Below are 11,821 nucleotides of genomic sequence, written 5' to 3'. Positions count from 1 at the left end.
ATTTCCTGACAGCTAACAATAACCTGCAAATATAGCAGTTATTACCGGTCACTGATAATTAACAACCCATTTTCGGTATGCGTTTCACTTTTTGGGAAGATTTTTTGGCTTTGGTGTTTCCCGATACCTGCTGCGTATGTCGCAGGAGCCTTTTTGATTTTGAGGACCACCTTTGTAAAATATGCATTTCGAGATTACCGGTGACTTCTTATCATCTTGTTCCACGTGAAAATGAGTTGAAAACAAAACTGCTTGGATTGTCGGATGTAAACAGCGTGATGGCTTATCTGCGGTTTTCCAAACGGGGAATGAGCCAAAAGATACTTCACCAACTAAAATACAGAAACAAACCCGGATTGGGAAGGGCCATTGGGGTACTGTATGGTGGATTACTCTTACAAAATGGATTTTCGGGAACATGGGACATAATTGTGCCTGTACCTCTGCATCGAACCAAGCTGAAAAGAAGGGGTTACAACCAAAGTGAAATGTTTGCCGAAGGCCTGTCAAAAACCATGCTGATCCCTGTAGGGAGGTTGCTGTATAGAAATACGCACACACAAACACAGACGAAAAAAACCAGACTGCAAAGGTGGGAAAATGTTTCGGAAGTATTTTGCCTGGAAACCGTCGCGATGGACTGCAAGGGAAAGCGAATACTGCTTGTGGATGACGTGATGACCACAGGGGCTACCCTTGCTGCCTGTGCCAATGTTTTGAAGCGCGCTCAGCCATCTAAGGTAGATTTGGCCGTCATTGCCGCGGGTAAATAAGCGGACTAACCGTAAATATCATTAAGTATACCTGCCAGCCTGATGCCGCCGGCCAAAAGCCTTTCTTCCATGACAGGGTAAGTTTTATATACGAATTCATAGGATAATCCGCCGTTTTTTGGCAGGTCATAGATGACCGGTCTTAGCGCTACGGCTTCCTGCAACCAGTCTTCCATCGAGGCGGATTGTAAGGAAAATACCAGTTGCTTAGTTGCCCTCCTATTCAGGTGGGTGCTCAATTCAGTATAACTCAAATTTTTTCCGTCGATTACCTTACTGTCCCAGACGCTGTGCAGATTCGTGTTTTGATCAAAAAAGGTAACCTTAATATCATTCCCTCCCCGGTCATCTCCCTTACCTACATGAAGCGGCTGGTGCAGGTCCCCCACAAGATGGACCAACATTTTCAAATATTCCAGTTCTCTTTTGGGATCTAACTGACCACTTTTAAGCGCCTGGATGATGTCTTTGGTTTTGGCAAATGCGTCCCCATCTTTTTCCTGGATTTCCGGATTGTAGTTTCCATTTTCTTCCACCGTGAGGTAGTGCCAGGTATTGAGATGGTCGTAGCGTCTGTCCGATCTGACTTCATCCATCCAGTTGGCCACCATCGCCAATGATTCGGGACCCAGAATGTTTTCAATTCTCGAGGCAGCCTTATCATTAAGGTGCCATTCTGCAATCTGGCCGATCACCCGGTGGCCGGTTTGTCCCCACCCCATACTATGGGCAATAAAGGCGAGACTGAATACCCATGTGCTATAGAACCGCTTCATAAAGTGACAAAAGCTGATGTAGGCTTATTTGTTTTTTAATTCTTCTAATGCTAACCAGGCCATCAGACCGGTGCTGACTTCCAGTGCATCTTCGTCAATATCAAATGTGGGCGTATGAACGCCTGAAATAATCCCTTTGGCCTCATTCCGCGTACCCAACCTGTAAAAACAGCCGTCAATCTCCTGGGTATAATAGGAAAAATCCTCTGCAGCCATCCATATGTCCAGGTCCAGCACATTTTCCTCTCCCAAGTAAGCTTTTGCTGAAGAAGCGGCTCTTTCTGTGAGTTCAGGGTCGTTTTTTAGAAAAGGGTATCCTTTTCTGACCTCAAAATCCACCTCCCCTCCCATTCCTTCCGCTATACCTTTTGCAATTTTCACCATGAGCGTATGGGCTTTGTTTCGCCACTCCTCGTTTAAGGTTCGAAACGTGCCCTCTATTTTCACTTCATTCGGAATAACATTGGTGGCCCCATCTGCCAGAATTTTTCCAAAAGACAAAACTGAGGGGATTTTGGGACTTGCATTTCTGCTGACTACCTGCTGTAGCGCCACGATAATATGGGAGGTAATCAACACAGGATCCACCAAGGTTTCAGGCATCGCCCCATGACCACCTTTTCCTTTTACGGTTAAGTATAATTCATCAGCGCTGGCCATGTACATGCCCTTTCGGAAACCCACCTTTCCCACAGGTATGAGCGGCATTACATGTTGCCCCAGTATCGCAGAGGGTTTTGGGTTTAATAGCGCCTGATCTTTGATCATGAGGGAGGCTCCTCCAGGTACTTTCTCCTCCCCCGGCTGGAAGATCAGTTTCACAGTACCTTCAAAGTTATCTTTAAGTTCGTTCAGAATTCGCGTCGTTCCCAGCAAAGAAGAAGTATGGACATCGTGGCCACAGGCATGCATCACCCCTGGATTTTTGGAAGCGTATTCGACCTCATTTTGTTCCGTAATGGGAAGGGCATCCATATCGGCTCGAAGCGCAATGACTTTACTGTCAGGATTTTTTCCCTCTATCAAAGCAACCAGCCCGGTTTCGGCCTTTTTTTCTATTTGATGCACACCAAAAGTCCGTAATTGTGCTTCTACAAATGCTACCGTATCGTATTCCTGGAAAGACAATTCTGGATTGGCGTGAAGATGTCTCCGGTTTTGTATGTTGGAAAGTTTTTGTGCCGTGGCGAGTTCTTTGATTCTATTGATCAACATTTTGCGTGTTTTCTGGATTTTCGTCTTGTCTGTTTCTTTGAAATCTGTCCTGAATGATTCTGGATGCGGGGAATTCTTTTTTCAGTTTTTCATACCAGGCCAAAGCTTCAATGCGATGGATGTATTTGCCAACTTTTACCAGGTATCTGGGTTGTTGATATTGCATATCTGTTTGAATATCAGGGAATTCAGAGTACAGTCTGTTTCTGGTCTTAAAGGCCTCATCCCTATCCACGCCGCTATAGATCAGAATGGTGAAACCGTTGTAGAACCACTCCTCCCCATTTTCCCGTGCTATCCTCTGAAGCGCTTGATTCAACTCGGCGTCCACTGGAGGGACAGTGCCTTCTCCGGCTTCAAAGGCAGCGACTTTTGGTAAATCATCAAAACGGATGCGTACATCAGAGAGGTCTTCCGAATAATTGGCGTACAGGTCTGCAGCAGCTCCGCCTTTTTTTATGTTGAAGATGCCGCAACTTGATGTCAGCAGTAAAAGACTTATCCAGAAGCCGGCCTTTTTGTAGATCATAATCATTTGCTTTTAATCCTCAATCACCACACATTTTGCATCTGCAATGTCCTGTTCCACACTTTTATATTTCACATCCTTTTTTACCTTTCCGTCTGCGTATTTTACGGATACCCTGTCATTCCTGCCATAGACTTTTTCGGATTTTCTTGGCATGACAGGTTCCCGGCTGGCGGTTCGGCTTCGGGCTACAGCTGCCCCCTGGCCACCAGGATTACCCAAGCTGCTTCCCGCTTCTTCTTTGGATGCGGTTACCTTAGGTTCCGGGGCTTTTTGGCTTTGAGCAGCTTTTACCTGGTCAGGATCCTGTTTTGGAAGATCGGATTTGCTGATAAATGAAATGATGTCATCATTGAGTTTACCCAGGAAGCGTTTAAACATTTCAAATGCTTCAAATTTGTAAATCAGCAACGGATCTTTTTGTTCATAAACGGCGTTTTGTACCGACTGTTTGAGGTCATCCATATCTCTGAGATGTTCTTTCCAGTTCTGGTCAATGATGGCCAGCGTGACGGTTTTTTCAATAGCCCGGATAAGTTCCCTTCCTTCGTTTTTGATGGTGGATTCAAGATTGATGACCACCCCTATCTGCTTGACACCATCCGAGATGGGGACCATGATTTCTTTCACCGTAGCCCCGCGTTTTTGATACACATCCCGCAAAATGGGCATGGCGCGGTGTAAAATGCTCTGGTTTTTATTTACATAGTTTTGATAGGCGGCATCAAAAAGTTGTTTTGTGAGGACATGGGTGTCCTTTTCTTTGATATCACCTTCACTGAACTGATAATCAAGGCCCAATGAAGCAAATATATTCATCCTGAGGTTTTCCATGTCCTCAGTGGACTTCGCCATTTCGATGATGTCCTGGCAGACATCATACATGATATTCAGAATGTCCAGTTCAAGCTTATCTCCGATGAGGGCATTTTTTCTTCTTTTATATACGACCTCACGCTGGCTGTTCATGACATCATCGTATTCGAGTAGTCTTTTTCGGACGCCGAAATTGTTCTCCTCAACCTTTCTTTGGGCTCTTTCTATTGATTTGGTAATCATGGAATGCTGAATCACCTCACCTTCTTCCAGCCCCATCCGGTCCATAAGTTTAGCGATCCTTTCCGATCCGAAAAGACGCATCAAATTATCCTCAAGAGAAACAAAGAACTGTGAAGAACCCGGGTCGCCCTGACGGCCTGACCTACCCCTCAGCTGCCGGTCCACCCTTCTGGATTCATGCCTTTCCGTACCAATGATCGCCAGACCACCCGCTTCCCTTGATTCCTTGGTCAATTTGATATCGGTACCCCTACCGGCCATATTGGTGGCGATGGTTACCGTCCGGGGTTTACCGGCCTCGGCCACTACGTCTGCCTCGCGGGCGTGGTGTTTGGCGTTCAACACCTGGTGCTTGATTTTGCGTATGGTCAGCATCCGGCTAAGCAGTTCGGAAATTTCAACGGAAGTGGTTCCCACCAGCACCGGTCTGTTGGCTTCCGTGAGCTCGTTGATTTCATCCACTACTGCATTGAATTTTTCCCTAACCGTTTTATAAACCTTATCTTCCCGGTCTTTTCGCTGAATGGATTTATTGGTGGGTATCACCACCACATCCAGTTTGTAGATTTCCCAGAATTCGCCAGCTTCTGTTTCCGCCGTACCGGTCATGCCGGCGAGCTTGTGGTACATCCTGAAATAGTTCTGAAGGGTAATGGTGGCATAAGTTTGGGTGGCGTCTTCCACTTTTACGTTTTCCTTGGCCTCGATCGCCTGATGCAGCCCATCAGAGTACCGTCGGCCCTCCATTACCCGGCCTGTCTGTTCATCCACAATCTTGACTTTGCCTTCTACCAGTATATATTCCGTGTCCCGCTCAAACATGCAGTAGGCTTTTAGGAGCTGGTTTACGGTATGGATGCGCTGGGCCTTTATGCCATAATCCTTGATGATTTCTTCTTTGCGGATAAGTTTTTCTTTATCATCCAGGGATTCATTTTTTTCCAGTTCTGCAATCTCGGTGCCTATGTCAGGCATGATAAAAAAATTGGAATCCTCGTTTTTCTTTGTGATGGATTCGATGCCGTTATCCGTAAGGTCCACACTGTTGGATTTTTCGTCAATGGTAAAAAGCAGCGGTTCATCTGCTTCCGGCATCATCCTCTTGTTGTCCTGTAGGTAATAATTTTCTGTCTTTTGGAGAATTACCCTCATTCCTGGTTCGGAGAGGTACTTGATCAAGGGCTTGTATTTCGGGAGACCGCGAAAAGCACGGAACAAGGCAAGCCCTCCTTCCTTTTCTTTACCTTCTTTGATCAGTCTTTTGGCTTCTGTCAGAAAGTTTTGAACAAGCTTCCTCTGTTCATCGACCAGCATGGATACCCGTGGCTTCATGTCGTCAAATTCGTGCTGGTCTCCTTTAGGCACGGGACCGGATATGATCAACGGGGTTCGGGCATCATCTATCAACACCGAATCCACTTCATCTATCATGGCAAAATGATGTTTGCCTTGAACCAGATCCCTGGAATCCCGGGCCATATTGTCCCGTAGATAATCGAAACCGAACTCATTGTTGGTCCCATACACAATGTCACAATGGTAGGCTTTTCTTCTTCCTTCTGAGTTGGGAGGATATTTATCAATACAGTCTACCTTGAGACCATGAAATTCAAAGAGAGGGGCGTTCCATTCAGAGTCACGTTTTGCCAGATAATCGTTTACGGTGACTATATGTACCCCTCTTCCAGAAAGCGCGTTCAGGTAGGCAGGCAGGGTGGAAACCAACGTTTTTCCCTCACCGGTGGCCATTTCTGCAATTTTCCCCTTATGTAAGGCCACACCGCCTAACAGCTGGACATCATAGTGTACCATGTCCCAGGTGACTTCATTGCCGGCTGCCATCCATCTGTTGTGCCAGACCGCCGTGTCCCCTTCTATCTCTACATAAGGTTTGAGAGCGGCCATTTCCCTGTCTTCCATGGTGGCGGAAACCTTAAGTTGCTGGTTATCTTTGAACCTTCTGGCAGTCTCTTTTACTACAGCAAAAGCCCTTGGCAATACTTTTTCCAGGACCTTCTCCAGCTCTTCATTCCGTTCCTTCTCCGTTTTGTCTATCTCGTTGAATAAAGCATCCTTGGCATGGACCTGTTCGGGAGCCAGATTTTCTATTTCTTCTTTGAGCTGCTGTATTTTGTCATCAAAAGTTTTGAGGTCTTCATTGATCTGCTGTTTGATTTCCAGCGTTTGATTCCTCAACATCTCATCTGACAGACCCTGGAGCTTGTCAAATTCCTGTTTGATGGTTTCTACTACAGGACTGAGAGATTTTATGTCCCTGTCGGATTTGGTTCCGAATACCTTTGCCAGTCCTTTTGCTATAACTTCTAACATATATATGTACCTTGCTTATTTGCTGATTGATTATTCTTTATGCCGTAGCCGATATTTCATTTTCTGTTTTCACTATTCCGGAGAAAACCTGCTTTGCAGGTCCGGACAAAGTGATCCCCTCAAACCGGCCATCCGGGGTGGAGATGAAGGATACTTCGAGCTCCCCGCCACGGGTTTTGATTTTGACGTGGTTGAGGTTTTTGGACTGACCATATACCAACGCGCAGGCCGTCACGCCGGTGCCGCAGGATAAGGTCTCATCTTCCACTCCTCTTTCGTAGGTTCTCACCAGAATGCTGTGATCCGGTTGGGGTGTGACAAAATTCACATTTGTGCCTCCGGGCTGATATGGTTGACTGTAGCGGATATCTCTGCCTACAGTTACCACATCGTGGGTTTCCACCTCATCCACAAACCTTACGTGGTGAGGTGAACCTGTGTTTACAAAATAATCGCCATCCACTTTAGAAATACTTTGGACCGCACCCATTTCCAGCGCCACCCAGTCGTTGTTGATCTTTGCCCGATGGGGGCCATCAATGGCATAGAAGTACGTGTTGTCCGGGACAATCCCTAAAAAAGCGGCAAAAGCGGCTGCGCACCGCGCCCCGTTGCCACACATACTCTGGCTGCCGTCGGCATTGAAGTATACCATCTCGAAATCATATCCACTTTTATTCCGGATCAATATAAGGCCGTCAGCTCCGATCCCGAATCTCCTGTCACAAAGCCTTTGCACCAAAGCAAGGTTCTTGATATCAAAGAATTCTTTTCTGTCATCTATCATGACGAAATCATTGCCTGTACCTTGATATTTATAAAATGATATATTCATTTGAGCACTATCTGTTATGTATAGGACATCTTAATCGGTAATAAGTGATAAGAGAAACGGCAACCGATTTCTACGGGTTGTCGATCTCAAAAACCCCACCAACCAGTGGAAGGATTACAAAAATAATCAACTTGCACGAATATATGGACTAATCCGCGATTTACTGTGGGCTTTCCTACGGTCCTTGATTTTTCTAAAAATACACATTGTTCTATAATCTGACAATGTATGTAATTTAACTGTTTAATATTGGAGCAACATCAGAATATAATTCGGTGTAAGTTCTGATGATGATACATTTTCATTTAAGTGCTTCAGGATATTATCCGGTGTTTCGTGTGGACGTTATTGATTTAATAGTTAAATTAGCGAAAGGTCCAAAGGACTGATACATTCACCATCAGCTGAAATTACTTAAAAACACATCTCAAATATGAAAAACTCTTCATTTGACCCATCAAGAAGAATCTTCTTATCCCAATCTACCAAAGCATCTCTCGCTTTGGGAATAGGGAGCAGTTTAGTGGGTTCATCCCTGTTGTCTGCCTGCGGATCTCCGGCGGGAGATGCAGTAGAAGCGGACATAACCACTGGTTTCAGCCAGACAGATCTCGGTTATGATTTTTCGGCTTTGGAGCCCAACATCGACGCCATGACCATGGAGATTCATTATACCAAACATGCGGCTTCTTATGCCAACAACCTGCAAGAGGCAATCGGTGAAGAAAACGTGGATACGGAAAAGCCACTTGAAGAGGTTTTGAAAAATATTTCCCGGTACTCCACAAAAATGAGGAATAACGGCGGGGGGCATTATAACCATGAACTGTTTTGGAAAATCATGTCTCCTGACGGCGGAGGTGAGCCGGGGGGAGAACTGATGGATGCCATCAACAGTGATTTCGGCAGTTACCAGCAGTTTGTGGATGAATTTGAAGAAGCGGGAAAATCAAGGTTTGGATCGGGATGGGCCTGGCTGGTTTTGGACAACAATAGGCTGAAAATCGGATCCACTCCCAATCAGGATAACCCTTTGATGGATGTATCGGAGTTCAAAGGTGTGCCGCTTATGGGGATTGATGTGTGGGAACATGCGTACTATCTTCTTTACCAAAATGAACGGCCGAGATATATATCCAATTGGTGGAATGTGGTGGATTGGAACAAAGTGAGTGAACGTTATACAGCTTTGAAAAGCTAAAGTAATTCAATAAATTTTACGTTGATTAAAATGAAAAGACTTGGAAATAAATCTTCCAGGTCTTTTCTTATTTGTATGAAAACCAGAACTTTGTTTATATAAAAATACCTTTCATTTCATTACTGCTTCTTTAAGAAAATGTGTTTGGCATGCTGATTGCTTAGTTGGCAGATGAAACCAAACCAACATAAATTATGAAACTGTTTATGGAAAATTTCAAAGGAGTAAGTGTATTATTTGTTTTGCTGTTGGGCTTGGCCTCTTGCCAGGATGAAAATGAACCCGTACCCACCGAAAATCAAGAACATGTTCAACTCCAGTCAACAGCACGGTCTGAAAATGGAACAGATCCACAGGAAAGGACCGTTGTAGGTGCTTTTATCGTTTCTGATTTTGAAGTCGGGACAAAAGATGTTCAGATGAAGTATGCTGCTCAAGCTGATTTGGCAGCGGGAATAGGCCTGGGGGATATCACTCTTAAATCCAATGTAAATACATCACTTGGCACATCCGCCGCTACCCCAAAATCCCTTGTATTGGTTTCCAACGGTGATGCCCAAATAGAAGTAGTCGGTGAAGGGGATACGCCTGAAGGAAAATATACCGAAGTGGAACTGAGTTTGTACAAAAACACAGAAGTGGAAGAAGACCATCATATGTACAACAAATCCTTGTTGGTAAGAGGTGAAGTGCAGGGTACGCCTACTTGGGTGTGGTTGGACGTGGAAAAACAACTCAGAGCTGAAGCGGAAGGAAGCGATGGCTTTGATGTTGAAGAGGAAACCGAGTTGCTGGTAGTGTTCGATATGGTGGAATTGTTTAATGGCGTGAATTTTGAATTGGCCGCAGATGGAAATGCAGATGGAAGGATAGATATCAGTCCCGATAACGAAGATGGCAATATGGAACTTTACAGCCAGATCGAAAGCAACATAGATACAGCAGTAAAATTTGAGAGAAGATAATTTTTTGCCCTATTTTTGTTAGAAAGAGGCTTGCTTTATAGGCAGCCTCTTTTTTTATTTGGGCCTCACTTATATGTTTACGAAATAGGAAACCGAGCATGACGGTAACATTACACACTGGGGTGCCCCGATAGCCCCGATAACTATCGGGGGGGGGAACATGCGAGGTAAGCTATCCCGACCTAAGGTGCGGGATAAGTTATGACCATTGAAAAGAAAATATAAACACATGAAACCAAGCATGACGATGACGTCACACACAGAGATGATTATAATAGGCTTGGTTCCCCCGAAACAAGTTCCCCGAATCGAGTTCGGGGCAGGCAGGGGCAGGCTATCCCGACCTGAGGTGCGGGACAAGTTATGACAATTAAGGAACAATAATAAACATATGAAAGATCCACAGAGTTTAAGTGCCGTTGCCCGGTTTCACCGGACCTTCAAGCACCCTATTCTGCCCAGCCCTTCTATTCCGGACGAAAAACGGTGCAGGTTAAGACTGGCTCTTATTGCGGAAGAACTAAAGGAATTGGAGAAAGCCATCCAGGAAAAAGACTTGGTAGAAGTGGCAGATGCGCTTTGTGATATACAGTATGTATTGTCCGGGGCCGTATTGGAATTTGGATTAGGGGAAAAGTTCAATTCATTATTCGAGGAAGTCCAGCGGTCCAACATGAGCAAGGCATGCAAGTGCGAGGAAGAAGCGGAGGCCACGGTCCAACATTACCAGAAAATGGGAACGGAGTGCTATTATGTGAAAGAGGGGGAAAACTTTTTGGTTTACCGGAAAGAAGACAACAAAACGCTGAAGTCCATCCAATATTCACCGGCGGATTTAAAGACCATCCTTGAAAACCCCTGAGTATGACACCCCGAGGCGCTCTTTTTTTTCTGACATGCATGATGATGGCAACGCACACCTGGGGCCAGGAACGCGCCAGGGATTATGGTATTTCTTTGGGTGTGATGGATCCGGGAGAGCTGAATGCCATTACCGATGTGCAGGGAGTAAAAGTAGGTCATGTCACTTTGATTGAAGATGACCGAATCCGTACGGGCGTTACGGCCATACTGCCGCATAGCGACAATATTTTTCAGTATAAAATTCCCGCTGCTGTTTATGTAGGAAACGGATTCGGAAAATTGGTGGGAAGCAGCCAAATCCAAGAACTGGGGAATTTGGAATCACCAATCGTCCTGACCAATACATTAAGCGTGGCAGCCGGGATAGAGGGAGTGCTGGATTATATCCTGGCCATGAAAGGCAATGAAGGGGTACGTTCCGTTAATGCTGTAGTCGGTGAAACCAATGATGGTTATCTCAATGACATTCGGGCCAGACATATCGATAGGACCCATGTGCTGACGGCCATCGAAAATGTCAGCGAAGGGCCGGTTGAAGAAGGGAACGTGGGAGCAGGTACCGGCACGGTTTGCTTTGGATTCAAAGGGGGCATAGGGACGGCGTCCCGCAGATTACCGGCGTCCCTGGGAAATTATACGGTGGGGGTGCTGGTGCAGACCAACTTTGGCGGGGTTTTGCAGATAGGCGGTGTGCCAGTGGGCGAGCTGTTGGACCAGTACAGTTTCAAAAACCAACTGGAATCCGCCGATGGATCCTGTATGGTTGTTGTGGCCACCGATGCGCCACTGGATCATAGAAACCTCGAAAGAGTGGCAAAAAGGGCTATGATGGGATTGGCCCGGACGGGTGGAATTGCTTCCAATGGAAGCGGGGATTATGTCATTGCCTTCAGTACTGCCGAGGAGGTGAGGGTTCCTTTTGATAAGTCCAAAGCTAATGTGCCGATCACCGGTTTCCTTCATAATGATGATGTGTCCGCTTTGTTTTTAGCGACCATAGAAGCTACAGAAGAAGCCATTATCAATTCCCTTATTGCCGCTGATGATATGTCCGGGAGTGATGGCCATACGGTTAAGGCTTTGCCAAAGGAAAAATTGAGAGAAATTTTTAAGGAATAATTTCTGACATAGAATACATTTCCTGATTTGGTGATGTTCCCCGGCAACTTCTCCAATACCCAATGGGCGTTGGTAACTTTTTTATACCCAACTTTCGCTGACAGGTAGATGAAAATTTTTTAACCACTTTACACAACTAACCCGTTATTTATCA

10 protein-coding genes are annotated in these 11,821 nt (G+C 45.5%); 5 read left to right on the top strand and 5 right to left on the bottom strand.

Annotated elements, in window-relative coordinates; all coding sequences use genetic code 11:
* Positions 1 to 77 precede the first annotated feature (77 nt).
* Positions 78 to 773 carry a ComF family protein gene (locus ACFPFU_RS02740; RefSeq protein ID WP_377061252.1) on the top strand — a complete coding sequence of 232 codons (696 nt, stop codon included), beginning with the start codon at positions 78 to 80 and terminating at the stop codon, positions 771 to 773.
* 5 nt (positions 774 to 778) lie between these two features.
* On the opposite strand, the gene ACFPFU_RS02735 is transcribed toward ACFPFU_RS02740, so the two are convergent.
* The 5 genes from ACFPFU_RS02735 to dapF are packed head-to-tail and all read right to left on the bottom strand — an operon-like array spanning position 779 to position 7,518.
* Positions 779 to 1,549 carry a S1/P1 nuclease gene (locus ACFPFU_RS02735; RefSeq protein ID WP_377061250.1) on the bottom strand — a complete coding sequence of 257 codons (771 nt, stop codon included), beginning with the start codon at positions 1,547 to 1,549 and terminating at the stop codon, positions 779 to 781.
* A gap of 24 nt (positions 1,550 to 1,573) precedes the next feature.
* The gene (locus tag ACFPFU_RS02730; protein WP_377061248.1) at positions 1,574 to 2,764 is read right to left on the bottom strand and encodes a M20 metallopeptidase family protein; all 1,191 of its coding nucleotides are present in this window, start codon (positions 2,762 to 2,764) and stop codon (positions 1,574 to 1,576) included.
* The gene (locus ACFPFU_RS02725; RefSeq protein ID WP_377061246.1) at positions 2,751 to 3,293 is read right to left on the bottom strand and encodes a hypothetical protein; all 543 of its coding nucleotides are present in this window, start codon (positions 3,291 to 3,293) and stop codon (positions 2,751 to 2,753) included. The genes ACFPFU_RS02730 and ACFPFU_RS02725 overlap by 14 nt, the downstream gene beginning before the upstream one ends.
* 12 nt (positions 3,294 to 3,305) lie before the next feature.
* Positions 3,306 to 6,683: a preprotein translocase subunit SecA gene (gene secA / locus ACFPFU_RS02720; protein WP_377061244.1), complete on the bottom strand. Its 3,378-nt coding sequence runs from the start codon at positions 6,681 to 6,683 to the stop codon at positions 3,306 to 3,308.
* 37 nt (positions 6,684 to 6,720) lie between these two features.
* On the bottom strand, positions 6,721 to 7,518 hold the full coding sequence (gene dapF / locus ACFPFU_RS02715) for a diaminopimelate epimerase (protein WP_377061242.1): 798 nt from the start codon (positions 7,516 to 7,518) through the stop codon (positions 6,721 to 6,723).
* Between the two features lie 433 nt (positions 7,519 to 7,951).
* On the opposite strand from dapF, the gene ACFPFU_RS02710 reads away from it, so the two are divergent.
* The 4 genes from ACFPFU_RS02710 (at position 7,952) to ACFPFU_RS02695 (ending at position 11,667) form a co-directional block, all read left to right on the top strand.
* A complete protein-coding gene (locus tag ACFPFU_RS02710) occupies positions 7,952 to 8,719 on the top strand; it encodes a superoxide dismutase (RefSeq protein WP_377061240.1) in 768 nt (255 codons plus the stop codon).
* Positions 8,720 to 8,913: 194 nt separating this feature from the next.
* Entirely contained in the window at positions 8,914 to 9,684 is a 771-nt protein-coding gene (locus tag ACFPFU_RS02705; protein ID WP_377061238.1) for a hypothetical protein, read from the top strand.
* Positions 9,685 to 10,075: 391 nt separating this feature from the next.
* Positions 10,076 to 10,546 carry a pyrophosphohydrolase domain-containing protein gene (locus tag ACFPFU_RS02700; RefSeq protein WP_377061236.1) on the top strand — a complete coding sequence of 157 codons (471 nt, stop codon included), beginning with the start codon at positions 10,076 to 10,078 and terminating at the stop codon, positions 10,544 to 10,546.
* A 2-nt stretch (positions 10,547 to 10,548) separates the two neighbouring features.
* On the top strand, positions 10,549 to 11,667 hold the full coding sequence (locus tag ACFPFU_RS02695) for a DmpA family aminopeptidase (protein ID WP_377061235.1): 1,119 nt from the start codon (positions 10,549 to 10,551) through the stop codon (positions 11,665 to 11,667).
* The last annotated feature ends 154 nt before the right edge of the window (positions 11,668 to 11,821 follow it).

Origin of the sequence: Negadavirga shengliensis, from assembly GCF_042652345.1 — a bacterium.
In the GTDB taxonomy this organism is placed as follows: domain Bacteria; phylum Bacteroidota; class Bacteroidia; order Cytophagales; family Cyclobacteriaceae; genus Negadavirga; species Negadavirga shengliensis.
The sequence above is the reverse complement of the archived record's forward strand: the minus strand, read 5'-3'. Positions and strand labels throughout refer to the sequence as shown.